21 protein-coding genes are annotated in these 23,987 nt (G+C 71.2%); 4 read left to right on the top strand and 17 right to left on the bottom strand.

Annotated features, from left to right (window positions below; genetic code table 11):
* Nucleotides 1-109: 109 nt before the first annotated feature.
* The 4 genes from OG776_RS14500 to nsdA form a co-directional block, all read right to left on the bottom strand.
* Nucleotides 110-2,602, bottom strand: coding sequence for a [protein-PII] uridylyltransferase (locus OG776_RS14500; RefSeq protein WP_148010671.1), 2,493 nt, complete (start codon nt 2,600-2,602; stop codon nt 110-112).
* A 27-nt stretch (nt 2,603-2,629) separates the two neighbouring features.
* Entirely contained in the window at nt 2,630-2,968 is a 339-nt protein-coding gene (locus OG776_RS14505) for a P-II family nitrogen regulator (protein WP_007493361.1), read from the bottom strand.
* On the bottom strand, nt 2,965-4,302 hold the full coding sequence (locus OG776_RS14510) for an ammonium transporter (RefSeq protein WP_148010670.1): 1,338 nt from the start codon (nt 4,300-4,302) through the stop codon (nt 2,965-2,967). The genes OG776_RS14505 and OG776_RS14510 overlap by 4 nt, the downstream gene beginning before the upstream one ends.
* A gap of 337 nt (nt 4,303-4,639) precedes the next feature.
* A complete protein-coding gene (nsdA, locus tag OG776_RS14515) occupies nt 4,640-6,115 on the bottom strand; it encodes a transcriptional repressor NsdA (protein WP_148010669.1) in 1,476 nt (491 codons plus the stop codon).
* Nucleotides 6,116-6,592: 477 nt separating this feature from the next.
* Between nsdA and OG776_RS14520 the strand changes: the two genes are divergently transcribed.
* Nucleotides 6,593-7,255 (top strand): bifunctional DNA primase/polymerase, encoded by a 663-nt coding sequence (locus tag OG776_RS14520; protein WP_148010668.1) that lies wholly within the window; start codon nt 6,593-6,595, stop codon nt 7,253-7,255.
* A gap of 112 nt (nt 7,256-7,367) precedes the next feature.
* On the opposite strand, the gene ftsY is transcribed toward OG776_RS14520, so the two are convergent.
* The gene (gene ftsY / locus OG776_RS14525; RefSeq protein ID WP_148010667.1) at nt 7,368-8,579 is read right to left on the bottom strand and encodes a signal recognition particle-docking protein FtsY; all 1,212 of its coding nucleotides are present in this window, start codon (nt 8,577-8,579) and stop codon (nt 7,368-7,370) included.
* Between the two features lie 313 nt (nt 8,580-8,892).
* On the opposite strand from ftsY, the gene OG776_RS14530 reads away from it, so the two are divergent.
* Nucleotides 8,893-9,873 carry an LLM class flavin-dependent oxidoreductase gene (locus OG776_RS14530; RefSeq protein WP_148010666.1) on the top strand — a complete coding sequence of 327 codons (981 nt, stop codon included), beginning with the start codon at nt 8,893-8,895 and terminating at the stop codon, nt 9,871-9,873.
* A gap of 84 nt (nt 9,874-9,957) precedes the next feature.
* Here OG776_RS14530 and OG776_RS14535 read toward each other — a convergent pair whose 3' ends face one another.
* From OG776_RS14535 to OG776_RS14550, 4 genes are all read right to left on the bottom strand, one after another.
* Nucleotides 9,958-11,376: a sugar porter family MFS transporter gene (locus OG776_RS14535; RefSeq protein ID WP_148010665.1), complete on the bottom strand. Its 1,419-nt coding sequence runs from the start codon at nt 11,374-11,376 to the stop codon at nt 9,958-9,960.
* 296 nt (nt 11,377-11,672) lie between these two features.
* Nucleotides 11,673-15,302, bottom strand: coding sequence for a chromosome segregation protein SMC (smc, locus tag OG776_RS14540; protein WP_329321003.1), 3,630 nt, complete (start codon nt 15,300-15,302; stop codon nt 11,673-11,675).
* A 207-nt stretch (nt 15,303-15,509) separates the two neighbouring features.
* Complete coding sequence (locus OG776_RS14545; protein ID WP_107021972.1) at nt 15,510-15,713, bottom strand: hypothetical protein; 204 nt, start codon at nt 15,711-15,713, stop codon at nt 15,510-15,512.
* 380 nt (nt 15,714-16,093) lie between these two features.
* The gene (locus OG776_RS14550) at nt 16,094-16,375 is read right to left on the bottom strand and encodes an acylphosphatase (RefSeq protein WP_148010663.1); all 282 of its coding nucleotides are present in this window, start codon (nt 16,373-16,375) and stop codon (nt 16,094-16,096) included.
* 142 nt (nt 16,376-16,517) lie between these two features.
* On the opposite strand from OG776_RS14550, the gene OG776_RS14555 reads away from it, so the two are divergent.
* Entirely contained in the window at nt 16,518-17,492 is a 975-nt protein-coding gene (locus tag OG776_RS14555) for a CAP domain-containing protein (RefSeq protein ID WP_329321006.1), read from the top strand.
* Between the two features lie 193 nt (nt 17,493-17,685).
* On the opposite strand, the gene OG776_RS14560 is transcribed toward OG776_RS14555, so the two are convergent.
* Entirely contained in the window at nt 17,686-17,874 is a 189-nt protein-coding gene (locus tag OG776_RS14560) for a hypothetical protein (protein ID WP_329321008.1), read from the bottom strand.
* A 358-nt stretch (nt 17,875-18,232) separates the two neighbouring features.
* On the opposite strand from OG776_RS14560, the gene OG776_RS14565 reads away from it, so the two are divergent.
* Entirely contained in the window at nt 18,233-18,640 is a 408-nt protein-coding gene (locus OG776_RS14565; protein WP_148010660.1) for a winged helix-turn-helix transcriptional regulator, read from the top strand.
* 138 nt (nt 18,641-18,778) lie between these two features.
* Here OG776_RS14565 and mutM read toward each other — a convergent pair whose 3' ends face one another.
* The 7 genes from mutM to rsmD all read right to left on the bottom strand — a co-directional run bounded on the left by mutM (nt 18,779) and on the right by rsmD (nt 23,967).
* A complete protein-coding gene (gene mutM, locus OG776_RS14570; protein WP_148010659.1) occupies nt 18,779-19,639 on the bottom strand; it encodes a bifunctional DNA-formamidopyrimidine glycosylase/DNA-(apurinic or apyrimidinic site) lyase in 861 nt (286 codons plus the stop codon).
* A gap of 186 nt (nt 19,640-19,825) precedes the next feature.
* A complete protein-coding gene (rnc, locus tag OG776_RS14575; RefSeq protein WP_148010658.1) occupies nt 19,826-20,683 on the bottom strand; it encodes a ribonuclease III in 858 nt (285 codons plus the stop codon).
* A gap of 18 nt (nt 20,684-20,701) precedes the next feature.
* Nucleotides 20,702-20,875 carry a 50S ribosomal protein L32 gene (gene rpmF, locus OG776_RS14580; protein ID WP_006139588.1) on the bottom strand — a complete coding sequence of 58 codons (174 nt, stop codon included), beginning with the start codon at nt 20,873-20,875 and terminating at the stop codon, nt 20,702-20,704.
* Between the two features lie 2 nt (nt 20,876-20,877).
* Entirely contained in the window at nt 20,878-21,525 is a 648-nt protein-coding gene (locus OG776_RS14585; protein ID WP_148010657.1) for a YceD family protein, read from the bottom strand.
* A 133-nt stretch (nt 21,526-21,658) separates the two neighbouring features.
* On the bottom strand, nt 21,659-22,735 hold the full coding sequence (locus OG776_RS14590; RefSeq protein ID WP_148010656.1) for an ATP synthase F0 subunit B: 1,077 nt from the start codon (nt 22,733-22,735) through the stop codon (nt 21,659-21,661).
* 99 nt (nt 22,736-22,834) lie between these two features.
* Nucleotides 22,835-23,314, bottom strand: coding sequence for a pantetheine-phosphate adenylyltransferase (coaD, locus tag OG776_RS14595; protein ID WP_187285742.1), 480 nt, complete (start codon nt 23,312-23,314; stop codon nt 22,835-22,837).
* 26 nt (nt 23,315-23,340) lie between these two features.
* Nucleotides 23,341-23,967: a 16S rRNA (guanine(966)-N(2))-methyltransferase RsmD gene (rsmD, locus tag OG776_RS14600; RefSeq protein ID WP_261994680.1), complete on the bottom strand. Its 627-nt coding sequence runs from the start codon at nt 23,965-23,967 to the stop codon at nt 23,341-23,343.
* Nucleotides 23,968-23,987 lie beyond the last annotated feature (20 nt).

Below are 23,987 nucleotides of genomic sequence, written 5' to 3' on the forward strand. Positions count from 1 at the left end.
TCTGTCCTCAGGGGTCGGGGGCGATGGGAATCGCCCTCCAGGGTATCCGGCCGGGTGCGGTGGGGTCTCCACCGCGTTCGTACGAGACCGGCAGCGGCCTCGGTCCCGGTCATCCCCGCAGCATCTCCTCCAGCCCACGGGCCACGGAAGCCGCCTCCTCCCCCGGCAGGGGTGCCCCCTCGGAGCCGGTCACGTAGAAGGCGTCCACGGCGTTGGCGCCGAGGGTGGAGACGTGCATGCTGCGCACCCGTACGCGCGCGTCCTCCAGGGCGCGGCCGATGCGGTGCAGCAGGCCGGGGGCGTCGTGCGCGCGGACCTCGATGACCGTCGCGTGCCGGGAGGCCGCCGGGGCGACCGTGACCCGGGGCGGCGGCGCGACGGTGCCGCGGCGGCGCGGGTAGGCGGCGTCGCGTTCGGCGAGCCGGCCGGCGATGTCCAGGGAGCCGTCCAGGGCGCGGACGAGGTCGGCGCGGAGCCGGGCGGCCTGCGGGAGGGAGCCGTACTCGGCGGCGACCCGCCAGTTGAGCAGCAGGACCGAGCCCCGGACGCCGTCGGGCAGGTCGAGCGCGCGCAGCTCGGCGGTGCGGACGGTCAGCCGGTGCATGGCGAGGACGCCGGCCACCGCGGGCAGGACCCCGGGCTGGTCGGGGACGGCGATCAGCAGTTCGACGCCGAGGGGTTCCGGGTCGTCGGCGGGTTTCTCCTCGGTGGGCGGCTCGGTCTGGGCACGCAGGGCGAGGACCGGACCGCCGGTGCGGAAGGCCTCGATCGCGAGGCGTTCCTGCTCGGCGGTGGGAGCGAGGGTCTCGGGCTCGTCGGGGGCGTCGCCCGCGAGGACGGCGGCGACGCGTTTGACCAGGTCCGTGACGAGGGAGCCGCGCCAGGAGGACCAGGCGGCGGGCCCGGTGGCCAGGGCGTCGGCCTCGGTGAGCGCGTGCAGCAGTTCGAGGGTGCCCTGCGAGCCGACGGCGTCGGCGACGGCGCGGACGGTCGCCGGGTCCTCCAGGTCCCGCCGGGTCGCGGTGTCGACGAGCAGCAGGTGGTGGCGTACGAGGGTGGCGAGCACGGCCACGTCGGCGCGGTCGAAGCCGATCCGGGTGGCCACGTCGCGGGCGATGATCTCGCCCGCGACGGAGTGGTCACCGGGCCAGCCCTTGCCGATGTCGTGCAGCAGGGCGGCGACGAGGAGGAGGTCGGGGCGGCCCACCCGGCGGGTCAGTGCGGAGGCGCGGACGGCCGTCTCGATGAGGTGGCGGTCGACGGTCCAGATGTGGACGGCGTTGCGCTGCGGCCGGCAGCGGACCCGCTCCCAGTCGGGCAGCATCCGGGTGATCAGGCCCTCGGCCTCCAGTGCCTCCCAGACCTCGACGGTGGGGCGTCCGGAGCCGAGCAGGGTGACGAGCTGTTCCCGTGCCTCGGCCGGCCAGGGGGTGGGCAGCGGGCGGGTGCCGGCGGCCATGCGGCGGACGGCGTGCAGGGAGAGCGGGAGTCCCGACTCCGCCGCGGCGGCCGCGGCGCGCAGCGGGAGCACCGGGTCGCGGTCGGGCCGGGCCGCGCGGGCGAGCACCACCTCGCCGTCCATCTCGACGACGCCCTCGGCGAGGGGTGAGCGTTCAGCGGTGGGTTTGGGGCCGCCGCCCAGCATGGCGCGCAGCCGGGGCCGTACGGAGCGTGCCTTGAGGACCCGCCCGACCTCGCGCCACGTGACGTCGCCGGCGTACGAGACGACCCGGGCGGCCTCGTAGACCTGGCGCAGGAGGGTGTCGGCGTCCAGCAGTCCCAGTTCCCCGGCGACCTGGTCCTGTTCCTGGAGCGCGAGCCGGTCGGTGGCGCGTCCGGTGGTCAGGTGCAGTGCGTCGCGTACGTCGAGCAGGCGGCGCCGGGCCTCGGCGAGGCCCTCGCGGGGTGCGTCGGCGAGCCAGGAGGCGGCGACGGCGCGCAGGGCGGTGGCGTCGCGGAGGCCGCCGCGGGCCTCCTTGAGGTCCGGTTCGAGCAGGTACTGCAGTTCGCCCTGGCGTTCGGCGCGTTCGGCGCAGAGCTCCTGGAGCTCGGGGAGCCGTTTGGGTGCCTGGTTGCGCCAGTCGGCGAGGACGGCCGTGCGCAGTCCGGCCGTGAGGCCGAGGTCGCCGGCGATGTGCCGGGCGTCGAGCAGTCCCAGCTGCACCTTGAGGTCGTCGCCGGCCGTCTTGCGGGCCTCGCCGGGGGTGCGGACCGAGTGGTCGAGCGCGAGACCGAGGTCCCAGACGGGGTACCAGATGCGGTCGGCGAGCGCGGCGACCGCACCGGAGTCGCTGCCGTCGTGCAGGAGGAGCAGGTCGAGGTCGCTGCGGGGGGAGAGTTCACCGCGTCCGTAGCCGCCGACGGCGACGAGCGAGACACCGCGTGGGCCGCCCTCCCGGCGCGCGCCCGCTTCCCTGCCGTCCCCGCCGTCCTGGGTGCCCGCGCCGAAGAGGCCGGTCAGCCATTCGTCCGTCAGTTCGGCGAGGGCGGTACGGCGCGGCGGCCCGGACCGCGCCCCCTCCTGGAGGAGGCGCAGCCGGGCCGCCGCGTAGCCGCTGGGTCCCGAGTCCTCTGCTTCCGTACGCCTGTCCGCACTCGTCACCCAGCGACTCCTGTTCGTTTCTTCAGCTCAGAGCGCGTCGGGGCCGCGCTCGCCGGTCCGGACCCTGACGGCCGTCTCGACGGGGAGGGACCAGACCTTGCCGTCACCGATCTTGCCCGTGCGGGCCGCTTTCACGACGACATCGATCAGCTGCTCGGCGTCGTCGTCCTCGACCAGCACCTCTATGCGGATCTTGGGGACCAGGTCGACGGTGTACTCGGCACCACGGTAGACCTCGGTGTGTCCGCGCTGGCGGCCGTAGCCGCTGGCCTCGGTGACCGTCAGGCCGTGCACGCCGAAGGCCTGCAGGGCTTCCTTGATCTCGTCGAGCCGGTGGGGCTTCACGACGGCGGTGATGAGCTTCATGCGTCCACCTTCTTGCTCTGCGTGCCCGCGAGGGCGGAGACAGAGCCGCCGACGATGCCGCCGCCCGCTCCGCTGAAGTCGTATGCGGTCTCGGCGTGCTCGGCCTGGTCGATGCCGGCGATCTCCTCGTCCTCGGTCACCCGCATGCCCATCGTCCTGTCGATGAGGAAGGCGAGGATCGCGGAGACGACGAGGGAGTAGCCGAGGACGGCGAAGACGCCGGCGCACTGCTTCCAGAACTGGGTGAGGCCGCCGCCGTAGAAGAGTCCTTCGACGGTGGACTGGCCCTTGCCGCTGGCGAAGAAGCCGATCAGCAGGGAGCCGATGACACCGCCGACGAGGTGCACGCCGACCACGTCGAGGGAGTCGTCGTAGCCGAGCTTGTACTTCAGGCCGACGGCCATGGCGCAGACCACACCGGCGATGGCGCCGACGGCGATCGCGCCGAGCGGGGAGACCGCGCCGCCGGAGGGGGTGATGGCGACCAGGCCGGCGACCGCGCCGGAGGCGGCGCCCAGCGTGGTGAACGCGCCGTGGCGGATCTTCTCGTAGATGAGCCAGGCCAGCATGGCGGCGGCGGTGGCGACCTGGGTGTTGACGAACATCAGCGCGCCGACGCCGTCGTCGTTGCCGAGCCACGAGCCGGCGTTGAAGCCGAACCAGCCGAACCACAGCAGACCGGAGCCGAGCATGACCAGCGGGAGGCTGTGCGGACGCATCGGGTCCTTCTTGAAGCCGACGCGCTTGCCGATGACCAGGATCACGCCGAGCGCCGCGGCACCCGCGTTGATGTGGACGGCCGTACCGCCGGCGAAGTCGATCACCCCGAGGTCGAACGCCCAGCCGCCGGTGCCCCACACCCAGTGGGCGACCGGGAAGTACACGACCGTGGCCCACAGGGTGATGAACAGCGACCAGGCCGTGAACTTCACCCGGTCCGCCAGCGCACCGCTTATCAGGGCGGGCGTGATGATGGCGAACATCAGCTGGAAGACCATGAAGACGAAGACCGGGATGGTGTAACCGGGCCACAGCTGCGTCAGTCCGATGTCACTGAGACCGACCCAGTCCGAGGTCCACCCGATGAAGGAGCCCTTGTCCGTGCCGAAGGCGAGGGAGAAGCCGTACAGGACCCACAGGATCGTGATGATCCCCATGCTGATGAAGCTCATCATCAGCATGTTCAGGGTGCTCTTGACCCGGACCATGCCTCCGTAGAAGAAGGCCAGGCCGGGGGTCATGATCAGCACCAGGGCGGAACAGATGAGCATGAACCCGGTGTTGGCGGCCGAGAGCTTGGGAGCTTCTGCGGCTAGCGTGATGGCTGGTGCCATCGGCGTCTCCTCGTCGTTGGTACGGCCCCGTGCGGGCGAAGCCTGAGCGGTCATGAGGGGTGGGCCGGTTATGCGCCATGAGATTGACGCAGCGCGGTTTCCGTCGACGCCCCTCGATGTTTCGCCGCAGTGACGAAGGCGTCTCGTGTGTTACGCGTGGATGAACTGCCCGATACCGGGCGGAGCGATCGTTATTGTTGCGCAACCTTCCCCGGATACGAAGAAACCGGCCACGGTCGGTCGTCCGATGACCTGGCATGGGGGAGCCGAGTCGGGCAGTTCGGGACGACCGGCCGTGGCCGGGGTACTGGGGCCGGACCGCTTGCGCGGCCCGGGATCAGACCGCCTCGGCGGTCTCCGGCAGGTCCACGGCGAGCTGCTCGGCGAGGTCCACGACCTCCGCGAGCTCACCGAAGTCGCGGACGGCCGTGTCGACCGTCTTTCGGATACGAGTGCTCACGCGCTCCGAGCGCACTTTCCTGGCGACCGCCATCGCGTCCTTGGCCAGTACCGCACTCTGTTCGGGCTCGCGCCGCAGCAGGTGCACGGTGGCCATGCCGATGAGGTTGAGCGCGTACGAGCGCTGGTGCTCGGTGTCCTTGGCGAAGAGGTCGACGGCCTTCTGCATCAGGGGTTCGGCCAGTGAGGCGTAGGCGGGACTGCGGCCCGCGACGTAGGCGAGGTCGCGGTAGGAGTGCGAGTTCTCGCCGTGCAGCTCGGCCCGCGAGAAGAAGCGGATCCAGTCGGGATCGGGGTCGTCCCAGTCGTGGACGTCCTCGAAGCTGTCCTCGGCCATCCGGACGGCGCGCTTGCACTTCCCCGGCTGTCCCATGTTGGCGTAGGCGCGGGCCTCCATCGCATACAGCATGGACTGGGTGCGCGGGCTCGCGCAGTCCCGGCTCCCGTACTGTGCGAGATGGATCAGCTCCAGCGCGTCGTCGGGCCGGCCGAGGTGGATCATCTGGCGGCTCATGCTGGAGAGGATGTACGAGCCCAGCGGCTTGTCACCGGCCTCCTTGGAGGCGTGCAGGGCGAGCACGAAGTACTTCTGGGCGGTGGGCTGGAGACCCACGTCGTAGCTCATCCAGCCCGCCAGCTCGGCCAGCTCGGCGGCGACCTTGAACAGACGCCTGCTGGTCACCGCGGGCTGGGGCTCCTGGAGCAGGTCGGTCACCTCGTGCAGCTGGCCGACGACCGCCTTGCGCCGCAGACCGCCGCCGCACTGGGCGTCCCACTGGCGGAACATCACGGTGGTGGACTCCAGGAGCTCCAGCTCCGGCGCGGAGAGCCGGCCGGCGCGGCGGGCGGCGGCCGGATGCTCGGGCTCCTCGGGGGGCGGCGTGGGGGTCGGCACGAGCCAGCGCTGCATCGGTTCGATGAGGGACGGCCCGGCCGACAGGGCCAGCGAGCTGCCCAGGAAGCCGCGGCGCGCGAGCATCAGGTCGCTGCGCGAGTACTCGCTGATCAGAGCCACGGTCTGCGGGCCGGTCCAGGGCAGGTCGACGCCCGACACGGAAGGTGACTGGTGCGCGGCGCGCAGCCCGAGGTCCTCGACGGCGACGACACAGCCGAACCGCTCCGAGAACAGCTCGGACAGGATCCGCGGGATCGGCTCCCGCGGGTTCTCCCCGTCCAGCCAGCGGCGCACACGTGAAGTGTCCGTGGAGATGTGACTGGCCCCCAGTTGACGGGCCCTGCGGTTCACTTGACGCGCCAGCTCGCCCTTCGACCAGCCACTGCGCACGAACCACGAGCCCAACAGCTCATTCGGGCGCTTGTCAGCGTTCACACCGCTTCCGCCGTTGCCGCCCACTGGAACGCCCCCATCCCTGAGACCACTTGTACGCTGCGTGCGCCAAGCCCTATCAGAATGCCGGTAAATACGGCCGCACGTCCGGTGGTTCTCACCCTTCGAACGGGAACCCGAGTTGCCCCCGGCATACCCACGAGTGCATGTGTCCTCAGGACTCGTGCACACAAAGTAATCCTACGATCACCCGTCCAGCCATGGCGATCCGTGAAACGCCACCTTTCGCCACCCCTTCGAATGAACTCCGGATCGCCAGTACGCGATTCACTTGACATAGGACAGCCGGAAATGGGCGCAGCGGTGCATGCGGGGGCGCACGCGACGGAACGCACCCCTCGGAGCGCTCCCATGCGCCGCCGGGGCCGGACGGCGTCCGGGGACTTGGGCACGGACGAGGGCACGGGCACACGCGCGGGCACAGGGAGTGATGGATCGCATCCGGGTCGTAACCGCGGGTGCGTCGGACCCGTTGGAGGGGGCATGGGCTTCACGATCGGCAGCAGCCGGGGGATTCGCGAGATCCGGCCCGGCTCCCGCCGCCGCGGGCGCTCTTCGGAGTGCACCGCGGTGGCCGAGTTCACCGGACTGTGGGGCTGGGACGTGGTTCCCGGCGCCCGGGCCGCGGCGGGGGTGTGTTCCTGCGGGCGGTCCGGCTGCCCCGCGCCGGGGGCGCATCCGCTCGACTTCGCGCCGGTGATCCGGGCGGGCGCGACGCTCGACGAGGTGTCCGAGGCCTGGTCCGAGTTCCCGGGTGCCGCGATGATGCTGCCGGTCGGGCGCGCCTTCGACGTGCTGGAGGTCGCCGAGCCCGCCGGGCGGCGCGCACTGGTCCGGCTGGAGCGGATGGGGCTGCCCACCGGCCCCGTGACCGCCACCCCGGACGGCCGTGCCCACTTCTTCGTCGCCCCCGGTGCGGCGGCCGAGCTTCCCGAGCTGCTCTACCGGATGGGCTGGGACGACGCGTCCCTCGACCTGCACGGCCTGGGCCCCGGCACGTTCGTGACGGCCCCGCCCTCCGACCGCGCGTGCCTCGGCCAGGTCCGCTGGCTGCGCTCCCCCGCGCTGGACTCGGCGACCGGGCCGCCGCAGGCCCGGCTGCTGCTGGGGACGCTGGCCTACGTGGCACACCGGTCACGCGCCTGACGCCGCCGCCCTCCCCTGTCCCGCCCCGCGCCGCCCCGCCCCGCCCCGGTACGACGAAGCGCCCGTTCCCCTCGCGTCGGGGAACGGGCGCTTGTGCGCGTCTAAGCCGGGATCACTCACCGATGAGCGCGTCCACGAACGCCCCGGGCTCGAAGGGCGCCAGATCGTCCGCTCCCTCGCCCAGGCCCACCAGCTTGACCGGCACGCCCAGCTCGCGCTGGACCGCGATCACGATGCCGCCCTTGGCCGTACCGTCCAGCTTGGTCAGCACGATGCCGGTGATGTCGACGACCTCGGCGAAGACCCTCGCCTGGATGAGACCGTTCTGGCCGGTCGTGGCGTCCAGGACGAGCAGCACCTCGTCGAGCGGCGCGTGCTTCTCGACGACCCGCTTGACCTTGCCGAGCTCGTCCATGAGGCCGGTCTTGGTGTGCAGACGCCCGGCGGTGTCGATGAGGACGACGTCCGCGCCCTCCTCGATGCCCTCCTTGACGGCGTCGAAGGCGATCGAGGCGGGGTCGCCGCCCTCGGGACCGCGCACGGTGCGGGCGCCGACGCGTTCGCCCCAGGTCTGCAGCTGGTCGGCGGCGGCGGCACGGAAGGTGTCCGCGGCGCCGAGCACCACGTTCTTGCCGTCGGCGACGAGCACGCGGGCGAGCTTGCCGGTGGTGGTGGTCTTGCCGGTGCCGTTGACACCGACGACCATCACGATGCCCGGGGTGTCCAGGTTCGAGTCGGTCTTGACCGTCCGGTCGAACTCGGGCACGAGGATCTGCAGGAGCTCCTCGCGCAGCAGCGAGCGCAGTTCGTCGGGCGTGCGGGTGCCGAGCACCCGCACCCGCTCACGCAGCCGCTCGACCAGGTCCTGGGTGGGCTGCACCCCGACGTCCGCTGTCAGGAGCGTGTCCTCGATCTCCTCCCAGGTGTCCTCGTCGAGGTGCTCGCGCGACAGGAGCGTGAGCAGCCCCTTGCCGAGCGCGTTCTGCGAGCGGGAGAGCCGGCTGCGCAGCCGCACCAGGCGGCCGGCGGTGGGCTCCGGGATCTCGATCGCGGGCGCCTCGACGACCGGCGCGGGTTCCTCGACGGCGACACCGGACGGCGACGAGCCGTCCGGAAGGTCCACCTCCTCTATGGTCCGGCGCGCTTCGTCGCGCGGGGTCTCGGCCTCGTCGCCGAGGTGCGGCTCGGCCGGAGGGGCGGTGATGTCGGGCGTGGTGGGGGGCGCCGGGGGCAGCGGCTTCTTGCGGCGACTGCCGATGACGAGCCCGCCGAGTGCGCCGATCACGACCACGGCGATGACTACAGCAAGGATGACGGTTTCCATAACGCCCCCAGTATCGGCCATCCCTCCCCGGGGAGGGAGATTCCCCTGCCGGGAAGGGGTTCCGTGCCCCCCGCACGAGAAACACGGGAAGGGAGGCAGAAGCATTTACCTGATCGGTGGTGATCGGTGACGAGTATCACCGGGCCCTGCGACGGCACCGCCCCGCTGCCGACGGCGCCCCCCTTCGTCCTCCACGCCGTCCTGCCGAAACCCCCGGGTGGTCCGACGCGGAACCCGCCGGGGAACGCGCGTCTATGGATGTCTGACGATCCGTCAGCTAACGTCCCCCTCCACACACGAAGGGGGGCTCCCCATGCCTGTGACGGTCGTGCGCTTCAACCTCGTCGACCCGGACGCGACCCCCGCGTCGCTGAGCGCCCGCTACCGGGCCGCGCTCGAGATGTCCGCCTACGCCGACGGCCACGGCGTGACCACCGTGCAGACCGAGGAGCACCACGGCGTCGCGAACAACTGGCTGCCCTCGCCGTTCACCTTCGCGGGCGCGGTCTTCGGAGCGACCCGGCATCTCGCGGTCACCGTCTCGGCGGTCATCGGCCCGCTGTACGACCCGCTGCGGCTCGCCGAGGACGTCGCCGTGCTCGACCTGCTGAGCGGCGGACGGCTGGTGACGGTGGCGGGCATCGGCTATCGGCCGGAGGAGTACGCCCAGTTCGACGTCGACTGGAAGCGGCGCGGCCGGCTCCAGGACGAGGTGCTGGAGACGGTGCTGAAGGCGTGGACCGGCGAGGAGTTCACCTACCGGGGCCGGAGGGTACGGGTCACCCCGCGCCCGTTCTCCGATCCGCATCCGCTGCTGCTGGTGGGCGGGTCCTCGCGGGCCGCCGCCCGGCGCGCCGCCCGGCTCGGGCTGCCGTTCTTCCCGAGCGCGCACCTTCCCGGCCTGGAGGCCTACTACAAGGAGCGGCTGACCGAGTACGGCACCGAGGGCTGGACCATGATGCCCGCCGCCGAGACCCCGCTGCTGCACGTCTCCGAGGACCCGGACCGGACATGGGCGGCGTACGGCAGGCACTTCCTGCACGAGGCACGGACGTACGCCTCCTGGCAGTCCGGCGACATCACGTCGGCGGTGAGGTCGGCGGCCACCACGGTGGAGGAACTGCGCGCCGAGGGGGTGTACCGCGTCCTGACGCCCGAAGCGTGCGCCGCCCAGGGCCTCGACAACCTGGTGCTCCATCCGCTGTCCGGCGGAATGCCCGTCGAGGAGGGCTGGCGCAGCCTCCGCCTGTTCTGCGAAGACGTACTGCCCCGGCTCACGGGCCTGGAGGCCTGAACCGGGGCAGTACGTCTTTCACGGGTACGAGGAGAGGGGCAGCGGGGACTTGGCCCTTCTCCCCGAGTCGGGGGGAGCGCGGGGCTAGCCCATCTCCTCCAGGGCCTTGCCCTTCGTCTCCTTCACGTACTTGAGCACGAAGGGGATGGAGAGCGCGGCGAAGACCGTGTAGATCACGTAGGTCGCGGAGAGGTTCCAGTCGGCCAGCGACGGGAAGCTCGCGGTGATGGCCCAGTTGGCGATCCACTGCGCGGAGGCGGCGACACCGAGGGCGGCGGCACGGATCCGGTTCGGGAACATCTCGCCGAGGAAGACCCAGACCACGACACCCCAGGAGAGGGCGAAGAAGAGGACGAAGACGTGCGCGGCGATCAGGGCGACCCAGCCCTGTGTGGCGGGCAGCTTGCCGCCCACCAGGTCGTAGGAGAAGGCCCACGCCTCCAGGCCGAGCCCGATCACCATGCCCACGGAGCCGATCAGCGCGAGCGGCTTGCGGCCGACCCGGTCCACGAAGATCATCGCGATCACGGTGCCGATGATGTTGATGATCGACGTGGTGAACGAGTAGAAGAACGACTGCGAGGGGTCGACACCGACCGACTGCCACAGCGTCGAGGAGTAGTAGAACGCGACGTTGATGCCGACGAACTGCTGGAAGACCGAGAGACCGATGCCGACCCAGACGATCGGCTTGAAGAAGAAGCCGCCGCCGAGCAGGTCCTTGAAGCTCGACTTGTGCTCGCTCTTCATGGCGTGCTCGATCTCGGCGACGCGGGCGTTCAGGTCGGTCCGGTCGCCCTCGACCTCGGCGAGCACCGCGCGGGCACGGTCGCGCCGGCCCACGGAGATCAGGAAGCGCGGCGACTCGGGGATCGCGAAGGAGAGCAGACCGTACAGGACGGCCGGGATCACCATGACGCCGAGCATGACCTGCCAGGCCTCGAGGCCCAGGAGCTTGCCGCGCTGGTCGCCGCCCGCGGCGTTCAGGATGCCCCAGTTGACCAGCTGCGAGACGGCGATACCGATGACGATCGCGGCCTGCTGGAAGGATCCGAGCCGGCCGCGGTAGGCGGCCGGGGAGACCTCGGCGATGTAGGCGGGGCCGATGACGGAGGCCATGCCGATGGCGAACCCGCCGATGATGCGCCACAGGGCGAGGTCCCACAGCGCGAACGGGAGCGCGGAACCGACGGCGCTGACCGTGAAGAGGACGGCGGAGATCTGCATGCAGCGGATACGGCCGATGCGGTCGGCTATCCGGCCGGCGGTCGCCGCGCCGATGGCGCAGCCGATCAGCGCGATGGCGATGACCTGCGCCAGGGCGGCGGAGCCGATGTCGTAGCGGCCGCGGATCGCTTCGACGGCGCCGTTGATCACGGCGCTGTCGTAACCGAAGAGGAAGCCGCCCATCGCGGCCGCCGCCGCGATGAAGATGACGTGCCCGAGATGTTCGGGGTGAGCCGTCCCGGCTCCTGATTGTGGTGCCTGCGCAGTGCTGGTCACGTGTAACTCCTCGGGCCACCGGCCTCGCTGCCGGGGGTGTGGGGGCAAGCCCTTCGGTGGTGGCTTCAGTGGCGCATACGTTCACGTCACCCATCACCTGAAGGTAAAAGCAACGCTGGAGAGACTATGCCTTCAAGTATCGAAGTTAATAATCGGACCGCTGTGACTTTTCCCCACTCCCCTGAGGCCATCGTGTTCAAGTCTTGAAGGCTTGGGGCTGACGTGATCCGCCTACCCCGAGAACCGGGGGGCACGCCGGTCGCTCCGCCGAAGCCGCCGGCCGGGAGGGGCGCGGACTAGCGGAGCCGCTGGCTGATGACCTTCGAAACACCGTCGCCCTGCATGGAGACGCCGTAGAGCGCGTCGGCGACCTCCATCGTGCGCTTCTGGTGCGTGATCACGATCAGCTGCGAGGCCTCCTGGAGCTCCTGCATGATCCGGATCAGCCGCTGCAGGTTGGTGTCGTCGAGCGCCGCCTCGACCTCGTCCATCACATAGAACGGGCTGGGCCGCGCCTTGAAGATCGACACCAGGAGCGCCACGGCCGTGAGGGACCTCTCCCCGCCGGAGAGCAGGGACAGCCGCTTCACCTTCTTGCCCGGGGGCCTGGCCTCGACGTCCACGCCCGTGGTGAGCATGTTGTCGGGGTCGGTGAGGATCAGCCGCCCGTCACCGCCGGGGAAGAGGCGACTGAAGACACCTTCGAACTCCCGTGCGGTGTCCCGGTACGCCTCGGTGAAGACCTGCTCGACCCGTTCGTCGACCTCCTTCACCACCTGGAGCAGATCGGCGCGCGTCTTCTTCAGGTCCTCCAGCTGCTCGCTGAGGAACTTGTGACGCTCCTCCAGGGCGGCGAACTCCTCCAGCGCGAGCGGGTTGACCTTCCCCAGCTGCTGGTAGGCCCGCTCGGCCGACTTGAGCCGCCGCTCCTGCTCCGCCCGGTGGAACTGCCGGGGCTGGTTGCGCGGATGCTCCGGGTCCTCGGGCAGTTCCTCGCCCTCGGCGGGCAGCGAGGGCGGTACGAGCTGGTCAGGACCGTACTCCGCGACCAGCCCCGCCGGTTCGACGCCGAGCTCCTCCAGCGCCTTCGTCTCCAGCTGCTCCATCCGCATCCGCTTCTCGGCGCCGAGCACCTCGCCGCGGTGCACCGAGTCCGTGAGCTTGTCCAGCTCCGCCTTGAGGTCGCGCCCCTCACTCCGGACCGCCCCGAGCGCCTGCTCCCGGTGGGTCCTGGCGCTCTCGGCCGCCCCCCGCTCCTCCTCGGCCCGGCCCAGCGACACCTCGACGTGCGCGAGGAGCTGCCGCGCGCCGGAGGCGACGGCCTCGGCGACCGCCGCCTCGTGCCGCAGCCGGGCCCGCCGCTGCTCCGCACGCGCGCGTGCCTCGCGCTCCGCGCGCGCGGCCCGGTCGAGCCCGTCGGCCCGCCCCGCGAGCCCCTTCACCCGTTCCTCGTGCGTACGTACCTGGAGCCGCGCCTCCATCTCGGTCTGCCGCGCGTTGGCCCCGTCGGCGGCGAGCCGGTCCCGTACGGCGGTGTCGGGCTCCTCCTCCACGGGCATCTCCTCGGCGACGGCCAGCCGCTCGGCCAGCACCTCCGCCTCCTCCACCGCCCGGTCCAGCGCCTCCTGCGCCCGCGCGGTGGCCGCGGTGCTCCGTTCGGCCTCCCCCGCGGCGCCGCGCGCCTGCCCGGCCAGCCGCCCCAACTGCTGGGCCACGGAGGACTTCTGACGCTCGGCGGCCCGCCGCCGCTCCCCCAGTTCCTCGACCAGAGCGGCCCGCTCCCGGCGCCGCTCGACGGCCCGCCGCTGCGCCTCACCGAGATCGTCGCAGCGCACGGCCAGCTCCTCCAGCTCGGCCGCCGCCTCGTCGACGGACGCCTGCACCTCCAGCAGGCTGGGCGCCCCGGCGGAGCCGCCGTGCGCGAAGTGCGCCCCCAGCAGGTCCCCCTCAGCGGTGACCGCGGTCAGCCCCGGCCGCGCGTACACCAGGTCCTCGGCGTCCTCCAGGGTGCCGACCACGACGATCCCGCGCAGCAGCCGTCGTACGGCCGGCATGAGTTCGGCGGGTCCCCGGACCAGGTCCGCGGCGTACGGCGGATCGTCGGGGTGCGCCGACCGGGTCCCGGTGTGCTCGTCGTCGGCCCGGCCTGCGCCCTGCTCCCGGCTGCCGGGGAGAGGGCCGGTCCGCGGTGCCGACGTCTCCTCCGGGGCCCCCGCCAGCAGCAGCGCCGCCCGCCCCGCGTCCTGTTTGCGCAGCAGCCGGATCGCCTCGGCCGCCGCGGCCGGTGTGGTCACCGCGAGGGCGTCCGCCGCCGTACCGAAGGCGGCCGCGAGGGCCACCTCGTGACCGGGACTGACGGACAACAGCTCGGCGGCGGGGCCGAGAAGCCCGGTGAGCCGGTCCTTAGCCGTCAGCAGCGCGCCCGTACCGTCCTTGCGGCGCAGACCGAGCGCGAGGGCCTCGTGGCGGGCCTGGGTCGCGGCGCGCCGGCGCTCGGCCGCCGTGGCCGCCTCGCGGGCCTCGGTCAGGGCGGACTCGGCCTCGGCAAGTTCCCGCCTGGCCTCCTCGTGCCGCTCCGCCAGTTCGGCGTCACCGGCGTCGAGGCCGTCGACCTCGGCCTTCAGCTGCTCGTACTCCTCCTGCGCCGTGACCGCCCGCTCCCGCGCCTCGTCGCGCGCGGCAGCGAGCCGGTCGATCTCGGACTGGGCGGAGGCGGCCCGCGAACGAGCCGCGTTCACCTGGCCGTTGAGCCGGGCGAGGCCCTCACGGCGGTCGGCGATGGCCCGGGCCACGTCCTTGAGACGGCGTTCCTCGACGGCGAGTTCGCGCTCCAGCTCGGCCCGGTGGGCGACCGTGTCCTCCAGGGCGTGCTCGGCCGCCTCCAGAGCCGCTTCGAGCTCGGCCTCCTGCTCCCGGATACGCGCGGCCTCGCGCTCCATGTCCTCGGGATCGCGTCCGCGCCGCTCCTCCGGGGGCGCCGAGGTCGCGCTCTTCACCCGTGCGTCGGCCAGCGAGATCGTGCCGCGCACCCGCTCCGCCAGCTGCGACAGCTCGTACCAGGTCTGCTGCGCGCGCTGCAGACGGGGCGTGAGGCGGCGCACCTCCTCCTCCAGCAGCGCTTCGCGCTGGAGCGCCTTCTTCAGCTCGGCCTCGGCCGTGTCCTTGCGTTCCTTGAGCGCGGCCTCGTCGGCGATCTCCGTCTGGAGCGCCTGCCGGAGGCGTACCAGGTCGTCGGCGAGGAGGCGGAGCCGGGCGTCGCGCAGGTCCGCCTGGATGACGGCGGCGCGGCGGGCGACGGCGGCCTGTCGGCCGAGCGGCTTGAGCTGGCGCCGGAGTTCGTCGGTCAGGTCCTGGACCCGGGCGAGGTTCGCCCGCATCGCGTCCAGTTTCCGCAGCGCCTTCTCCTTGCGCTTGCGGTGCTTGAGGACGCCGGCCGCCTCCTCGATGAACGCGCGGCGTCCCATCGGATCGGCGTGCAGGACGGAGTCGAGCTGCCCCTGCCCGACGATCACGTGCATCTCGCGGCCGATGCCGGAGTCGGACAGGAGTTCCTGGATGTCGAGGAGCCGGCAGGTGTCGCCGTTGATCTGGTACTCGCTGCCGCCGTTGCGGAACATGATCCGCGTGATGGTGACCTCGGCGTACTCGATGGGCAGTGCCCCGTCGGAGTTGTCGATGGTCAGCGACACCTCGGCGCGGCCCAGCGGCGGGCGGCCGGTGGTGCCGGCGAAGATGACGTCCTCCATCTTCCCGCCGCGCAGCGACTTGGCCCCCTGCTCGCCCATCACCCAGCTCAGGGCGTCCACGACGTTGGACTTGCCCGAGCCGTTGGGGCCCACGACGCAGGTGATGCCCGGCTCGAAGCGCAGCGTGGTCGCCGAGGCGAACGATTTGAACCCGCGCAGGGTCAGGGCCTTGAGGTGCACGCCGCCGGACTCTACCTTTCGGGCCGGTCTCACTCCATGAACCCGCGGTTTCACCCGTGAACGCGCAGGGCACACCAGACGTACAAGAGCGTGAGGTACGAGCGGGGGAAAGAAGAAGGGACGCCGAAGAGGCGTCCCTTGCAAATCTGACAACTTAGTGGTTGATAGGGGCTGCCCAACCACTGCTGTCGTGGTGCGGTGCAGTGATCAGGTGAGCGCAGGCTCCGCCTGGGGTACGTCGATGCTCTCGAGAAGCGAGTCGTGAGAAGCGGCAGCCGCGAGCGCGTCGTTCTCGGCCTGAATCCGTCCGAGCTCGGATTCGAGGTCCTGGACGCGCTGCTGGAGCCGTCGCATCTCGGCAATGAGTCGCGGGTCGGAACCGCCGACGTAACCGAGAAGCGCCTTTGCCATGATGGATGGTCCTCCACACTGAGTGACCGACCGAAGCGGTGTGGGTCGTGAGGGAATCGCACCCGCGATGCTTGACACTTGCTTAAATCTTGCTGCGGTTCCACATGCCAAACAGCTAAGGTGCGCGGGGCTTTCAGCGTCTCACCAAAAAGTTTGACGGTCAACACGATCACACCCCGTATCGGGGGACAACCCGCTGTCGCGCGGCTCTGGGGCGGCTGCGCTGCGACTCCTGCGGGGCCCTGGGGGTGTGGAGATCATCCTTACCCGGGAGCCTGCCACGACAAGCCGTTCTTGGCAACCACCAGGCGGTTTCCGCTGCCGGAGGGTGCCGGAGGCATGCGCCACGACTCCTTCCGGGGCCCTCGCGCCCGTCACCGTCACCGGATCGCGAAGTCCTCGTAGATCCCCCGGGGCGTGTCCCAGATCTCAGTGACTCCGTCCACCCGCCCGGGTGTGTCGTCCCCCTGGAGCCAGTCCAGCAGCCCTTCGCACGCGGATCTGGGGCCCTCCGCGACCACCTGGACCCGTCCGTCGTCGAGATTGAGAGCAAAACCACTCAGCTCGCCGATCTCCAGCGCCCTGGCCCGCGTGAACCAGCGGAAACCCACACCCTGTACCCGCCCGCGTACCCAGACGACCAGTCGTACAACCTCGTTCATGCGTGCACGCTAACCGGACAAAGTCTCTCCGGGCACTTCCTCCCCTCCCGCCATGCGGTACCGTCCCCGTCCAATGAGTCTCATATGAAACTCACTCTTTCGAGTGAGGGACGCTGACCGAAAGATCGAGGAAGGCCAGGAGATGGGACGCCACCGACGCTCCGCCGCCGGCCGCGCCGCCACAAGCCGCGCCACCGGGGTCACCGATACGCACGGGCCCCTCACGGAAAGCTACGGGCCGGAGAACCTGTACGGCTACGCCGCCATCGCCGACCTTCCGAGCACGGCCGCCGCGCGCTCGCACCGCAAGAGGAAGGCGGCCACACCGGTCCGTACGGGCCTGCTGGGCGTCTCCGCCGCCGTGGCCCTCGGCACCGCCGCCGTCGCGGCCGGAGTGGTGCCGGGCGCGAAGGAATACGCGCTCGGCGGTGGGGGCAACAACTCCGACCAGGTGCAGGCCGTCGGTTCGCCGTCAAGCCAGGAGACCCAGCAGGGCGGCACCTCGGGCAGCGCGGAGAGCCGCGACGGCCAGTCGACGAGCCGCGACGCCGACCGCGCCTCCTCTCCCTCGGCACCTCCCACCGCGGCGGCACCGGCCGCGCCGGCCGCGACGCCCTCCCAGGAGGCGGTCCCCACCGAGCCGGACACGACCGCCCGGCCCGCGGAGCCCTCGACCCAGCCCTCCGAGGTCGCGAGGCCCGAGGCACCGGCTGCCACCGCCCCGGTGACGGTGTCGGCCGAGGCGGCCGCGGAGGCCGAGGTCCTCAAGCTCGTCAACGAGGAGCGGGCCAAGGTCGGCTGCACCCCGGTCACCGCGGACAACGCCTTGGCGGACCTCGCCCGGACCTTCAGCGACGACATGGCCCTGCGGGACTTCTTCGACCACACCGACCCGAGCGGGCTCAGCCCGTGGGACCGTGCGGCGAAGGCCGGCATCACCGCGCTCGGCGGCGAGAACATAGCCCGCGGCCAGGCGGACGCGGCAGCGGTCATGGACGCCTGGATGAACAGCGAGGGCCACCGCGCCAACATACTGAACTGCGACTTCAAGACCCTGGGCGTCGGCGTGCACCTCGGTGCCGGCGGTCCTTGGTGGACGCAGGACTTCGGCTACTGAGGACAGCGGCCGGCAAGGAGCGCGTCCGCTCCGGCACGGGATCAGGGCGTTCCCCAGGTTGCGTGCCCGGCGGTTCGGCACGGTCACGGAACGGTTCCCGCGGCTGCTGCCGGGTGCGCTCGCACGGGAGCGCCCCGCAGCGCGCGGCTGCGGGGCGCCTGTCGCCCAGGGGTGTTCCGTCGCCCAGGGGCGTTCAGTCGACCATCTGTCCGTCGAACGTTCCGCCGCCGCAGGTGTTGTTCGCCCAGTTGACCGTGCCGCCGCCCTGCTCGCACTCACCCGGGGTGAGGCTGGCGGCGGAGGCGGTGACGGCGCTGGTGAGGCCGAGTCCGGCGAAGGCTGCCGTGGCGACGATGGCGGCGAGGATTCGTCGAATGCGCATGTGGTTCCCCTTTTACGGAATGCCTCGATGGGGGCTCCAGTCAGCCTGACCTTCACCCATGTGGGTGGCACCCCGTGCTGAGTCGTTCGGGTGATATCGCTGACGGGTGCCGGTGCCGGTGCGGCTGTCATCGCCGTGACGCGACTCGACTCGTCGGGCACGCCCCACTGGGCTGTGCCCCACGGGGCCGCCGCCCGGTCGCGCCCTCAGGAATCGCCGGTCCACGGAAAAAGTCCGGCCGAGGACGAGGGGTGACAACAGCCGGCAAGGGCGGGACGGGCTCCGGCGAGAGAAGCATTCGCTAACTACCAGTTAGTGCGACCTGCTGGTTAGCGCTGTCGCGGAGTATGGTGAGCGCATGGATACCGCCGTGCCGACCGCCGAGAGCGGCCAGTCTCCGGACTTCCCGTACAACGTGTTCGCGCGCGGCTGCCCGTCCCGGGGCACGCTGGAGCACGTGACCGGACGCTGGGGGGCGCTCACGCTGGGAGCGCTGCACTGCGGCACGATCCGCTTCAACGAACTGCGGCGCCGGGTGGACGGCGTCAGCGAGAAGATGCTCTCCCAGACACTGCACGCGCTGGAGCGCGACGGTCTGGTGCACCGTGACGCCCGGCCGACGAACCCGCCGCGCGTGGACTACACCCTCACCCCGCTCGGCCGGGAGGTCGCGGAGCGTCTGCTCACCCTCATCCACTTCCTGGAGGGGCGCATGGACGACGTCCTGGAGGCGCGCGAACAGTACGACGTCGCGCACGAGGCGTGACGCCCGAGGCGTGACACCCAGGCATGACGCCCGAGACCGAGGCAGGACAGCCGAGGTGGCCGCTGAAGCACGGACGGACCGTCGGGGGCCCGCTGCCGGGTGGCCGTCTCACGGGGGACGACCGGCCGTGCGTGGACGTCAGCCGGTGACCCGGGGCGGTCGCTGACAGCGGGGACAGAAGTAGCTGGACCGGTTCATCCAGGGGCGCCGGCGCATCGGCGTACCGCACCGGCGGCAGGGCTCGTCCTCCCGCCCGTAGGCGTCGAGCGAGCGGTCGAAGTAGCCGGACTCGCCGTTGACGTTGACGTACAGGCTGTCGAAGCTGGTGCCGCCGACGGCGAGGGCCTCGTTCATGACGTCGCGGATGTGGCCGAGGAGTTCGGCGGTACGGGGCCGGGTGAAGCTTCCCACCGGGCGTTCGTAGTGGAGCCGGGAGCGCCAGAGCGCCTCGTCCGCGTAGATGTTGCCGACGCCGCTGATCAGTGACTGGTCCAGCAGCGCGCGCTTGATCGTCGTGCGGCGGGCCCGCAGGGCCGTGTGGAACGCGGCGTCGTCGAACAGGGGGTCGAGCGGGTCTCGGGCGATGTGGGCGATGACGTCCGGCAGCCCGTCCGGGGTGGTCTCGTGCAGGGAGAGTCCTCCGAAGGTGCGCTGGTCGACGAAGCGCAGTTCGGTGCCCTGGTCGTCGTCGAAGCGGACGCGGATGCGCAGGTGCTTCTCGTCGGCGGCGTCCTCCGGCTGCACCAGGAGCTGACCGCTCATGCCGAGATGCGCGAGCACGGAGAACGGGGAGTCGTCCAGCGGGAGCCACAGATACTTGCCACGGCGCATCGCCGGTCCGACGCGCTGCCCCGCGAGTGCCGCGGCGAAGCCTTCCGCGCCGGCCTGGTGACGCCGTACGGCCCGTGGGTGGCGAACCTCGGCCGAGGCGACGGTCCGCCCGCTGACCCAGCGCTCCAGGCCGCGCCGCACCACTTCGACCTCGGGCAACTCGGGCACGGCACTCCTTCGGGGTGGGTCGCGGGGATGCCCGAACCCCGCCGCGGCGCGGACGCTGCGACGGGGTTCGGGGCCTGCGGTTCCGCTGGTGTCACTACGGGTGCCGCCGTTGCCCGGGGAAGCGCCGCGGCCGCCTGTGGGCGGGTCGCGGTCGCCGCGGGCGCGGGCGGCGTTCGAGCGAAGGAATCAGGCCGTGGCCGGGTCGCTGGTCGGAGCCGAGGGGGCTTCGGTCGCCTCCTCGGCCGCCTGGGCGGCCTGCTGAGCGGCCTGGGCCACCTGCTCGGCGGCCTGGGCCGACTTCGCGCGTTCGTCCGCGGCGGACCGGATCGCACGCCACGCGGACTCCGCGGCCTGCTGCTCCGCCTCCTTCTTGCTGCGGCCGGTGCCGGTGCCGTACGAGACGCCTCCGACGCGGGCGGCAGCAGTAAAGGTCTTCTCGTGGTCCGGGCCCGTCTCCGAGACCAGGTACTCGGGCACGCCGAGCCCCTCGGTCGCGGTGAGCTCCTGGAGACTGGTCTTCCAGTCCAGGCCGGCGCCCAGGTTCGAGGACTTCTCGATCAGCGGGTCGAAGAGCCGGTGGACGAGCTCACCCGCCGCGTCCAGACCCTGGTCGAGATAGACCGCGCCGATCACCGCTTCAAGGGTGTCGGCGAGGATGGATGCCTTGTCCCGGCCTCCCGTGCCTTCCTCGCCCCGGCCGAGCCGGATGAAGGAGCCGAGTTCGAGGCCGCGGCCCACTTCCGCCAGCGCGCGCGAGTTGACCACCGCGGCCCGCAACTTGGCCAGCTGGCCTTCGGGCAGATCGGGGTGGGTGCGGTACAGCGTGTCCGTGACCACGAGGCCGAGCACGGAGTCCCCGAGGAACTCCAGCCGCTCATTGGTCGGCAGACCGCCGTTCTCGTACGCGTAGGAACGGTGGGTCAGCGCACGCACCAGAAGGGCGGACTCGAGCTTGTACCCGAGCCGCCCTTCCAGAAGCGTGTGGGACGAGGCTGTGTTCTCCGCCTTTTTCTTGGCGTTTGGTTCCGCCTTGGCGTCAGACATCAGACCTCTCACGGCCGCTCAGACCTCGAGGACCTGGCGCTTGTTGTAGGTGCCGCAAGCCGGGCACGCGATGTGCTGCAGCTTGGGCTCGTGGCAGCGCTCGCACGCAACCAGGGTGGGGACCGCAGCCTTCCACTGCGACCGGCGGTGGCGCGTGTTGCTGCGCGACATCTTCCGCTTCGGAACAGCCACGGCTACTTCTCCTGCTTCTCGTCGGCGTGCGCTGATGGAAGCGCGCCGCCGCTCAACTCGTCCTTCTCGCCGTCTCCGGATGAACCAGCGAGTCCCTGCAGTGCCGCCCAACGGATGTCGACGGCGTCGTGGTGGTGGTCCGGGTCGTCCGCGAGCCGGACTCCGCATTCGGAGCACAGGCCGGGGCAGTCGTCCTGGCACACCGGCTGCATCGGCAGTGCGAGCACCACCGCATCACGCAGCACGGGTTCGAGGTCGAACAGGCCGTCCTCGATGAAGAGCGTGTCCTCGTCTTCCTCGGCGTCGTCGGCCGGCTCCGCTTTGGCGCGGCCCCGGTCGTCGGCGTCAGGGTACGAGAACATCTCCTGGAAGTCCGCGGCGAGCGACTGCTCGAGCGGCTCCAGACACCTTACGCACTCCCCCTCGGCCTGTGCACGGGCGGTGCCTGTGACGAGCACACCTTCCATGACGGACTCGAGCCTGAGTTCGAGCTCCACCGGGGCGCCTTCCGGCACTCCGATGACGCCCTGGATCCCGAGATCCGAGGGAGCGTCGATCGTGCGGGTAAGGCGCTGCAACGCACCAGGACGCCGCCCCAGCTCGTGTGTGTCGAACACGAGAGGGTTGCGGTGGTCGAGGTGGGTGTTCAGGGCCGTTCCTGCTTTCGATCTTCAGAATCTCGAGGGGTGCCGCCCCTGGTGTTCCCGGGCAGCGGTGATCGCGGACGTACACGCGACCGAAGAGCCAGGATACTGGACCTTTCGCTCTCGGCCCAATCCGGTCTCAGCGCCCCTGTTCGTACGCCCGCAGCTGCTCGGCGCTGATCATGGTGGTGTCGAAGAGGCTGGTCTCGTCGAGGGCGTTCGCCTGCGGGTCCAGCGCGTGCGGCTGCTGCTGCGGATAGCCCTGCTGACCGCCCTGGTCGTAGGCCGCCTGCTGGTCGTAGCCGTGCTGCGGGTAGGCGGCGTACGGGTCGGCCTGCTGGTAGCCGTACGCGTCCTGCTGGGCGTACTGCTGCTGGTAGGCGTAGGGGTCCGCCTGCTGCTGCTGGTACGCGTAGGCGTCCTGCTGCTGGGCGTAGGAGGGCTGGGCCGGGACCTCGGGGGCGGCCTGGACGGCCCGCTCGGGGACGTCCGCGAGCTCGGCGAGACCGGCCAGGTAGTCGGCGTCGCTGGTGTGCTGGGCGGGGGTGCCGTCCTCGGCGAAGGAGGCCAGGTCGCCCAGGTCGTCACTGGCGATCCGGCCGTGCAGCTTCTGCCGGCCGCGGCCCACGGCCTCCAGGGTCTTGGCGAGGACGGCCTCGAAGGCGCCCAGCTTCACGTCGACGTACTCGTCGGCGTTGCGGCGCAGCGTCTCGGGGTCGTGGCTGCGCTCGGGGGCGTCCTCGTCCTCGTAGCCCTGCTCGTCGGTGCCGGGTCCGGTGCCCAGGAGCTTCTCGCGGCCCCGGCCGACGGAGCCGAGGGTCTTGGTCAGGACGACCTCGAAGTTGGCGAGCTTGGAGTCGACGTAGTCGTCGGCCTCGGCGCGGACCTCCTCGGCCTCCTGACGGGCCTCGGCGAGGATGCGGTCCGCCTCGTTCTGGGAACGGCGGGCGACCTCGGTGTCGGAGATCAGGGAGCCGCGCTCGGCGTGCGCGGTCTCGATGATCCGCTCGGCCTCCATGCGGGCCTGCTCGACCATCTGCTCGCGGCCGCCGATGAGCTCCTCGGCCTGGGCGAGGGAGCCCGGCAGGGCCTGGCGCACCTCTTCGAGCATCGAGAGCAGCTCGGCGCGGTTGACCACGCACGAGGCCGACATGGGCATGGAGCGGGCGCTGCCGACCGCCGAGACGATCTCATCGAGCTTCTTCTGCACGTCCACCGTGTGCTCGCCACTCTCTACAGCTGTGATGGAGACGGACGAGTCGACTGTACGACCACTCCCGCCCCGCCCGACACCGGGTGACGGGCTGTCAGCCCCTCACTCCTGGCCGAGCCGGCCCTTCAGGGCCTCCAGGACGACGGGCGGCACCAGGTGGGAGATGTCGCCGCCCCAGTTCGCGACCTCCTTGACCAGCGAGGAGGAGAGGAAGCTGTAGGTGGGGCTGGTCGGGATGAACAGCGTCTCCACGCCCGAGAGGCCGTTGTTCATCTGGGCCATCTGCAGTTCGTAGTCGAAGTCGCTGACCGCGCGAAGTCCCTTGACGATGGCGGGGATGTCCCGCTGCTTGCAGAAGTCGACGAGCAGGCCGTGGTAGGCCTCGACCTGGACGTTGCCGAACTCGGCGGTGACCTCGCGGATCAGCTCGATCCGCTCGTCGACGGTGAACATGCCCTGCTTCGACTGGTTGATCATCACCACGACGTGCACGACGTCGTAGAGCCTGGAAGCGCGGGCGATGATGTCGAGGTGTCCATTGGTGATGGGGTCGAATGACCCCGGACAGACGGCGCGGCGCAACTGTGGTCCCTCGCTCTCCGGTCCGGTCATCGTGCGTCTTCGCACGTAGAGGCGGCGCGACCGTACCAAAAGGTCCCCTCGCCGTAACGACGGGCCCGGAGTGCGTCAAAGCCGTCCGGCCATCCGAATTCGCCGCCTCTGGTGCTGCGCTCCACGGTGACGAGCGCTTCGCCCGCGAGCCAGCCCTGCGTCCGGAGTGTGAGCAGGATCTCGCGAAGATCGTCGTCGGACACCGCGTAGGGCGGGTCGAGGAAGACCAGGTCGTACGGTTCCGCGGAGGCCGGCGCCTGAACGATCTGTTCCGCTTTGCCGGACCTGACTTCGGCGCCGGGCAGGCCCAGCGACTTCACGTTCTCCCGGATGACGCGGGCGGCCCTGGCGTCGGCCTCGACGAGTAGCGCGTGTCCGGCGCCGCGGCTCAGCGCCTCCAGGCCCACGGCGCCGGAGCCCGCGTACAGGTCGAGCACGCGCTCGCCCTCCAGCGGGCCGCCGAGCAGGGACTGCCAGGTGGAGAAGAGGCCCTCACGCGCCCGGTCGGAGGTGGGCCGGGTGCCGGTGCCCGGCGGGACGGCCAGACGGCGTCCGCCGGCCCGGCCGGCGATCACGCGGGTCATGAGGGTCCTTTGCGCTGGTGGTGTGTCGGCTGCCGTCAGTCTCTCAGCCGGTACCCGGA

Origin of the sequence: Streptomyces sp. NBC_01689 (assembly GCF_036250675.1) — a bacterium.
Classification (GTDB): Bacteria; Actinomycetota; Actinomycetes; order Streptomycetales; family Streptomycetaceae; genus Streptomyces.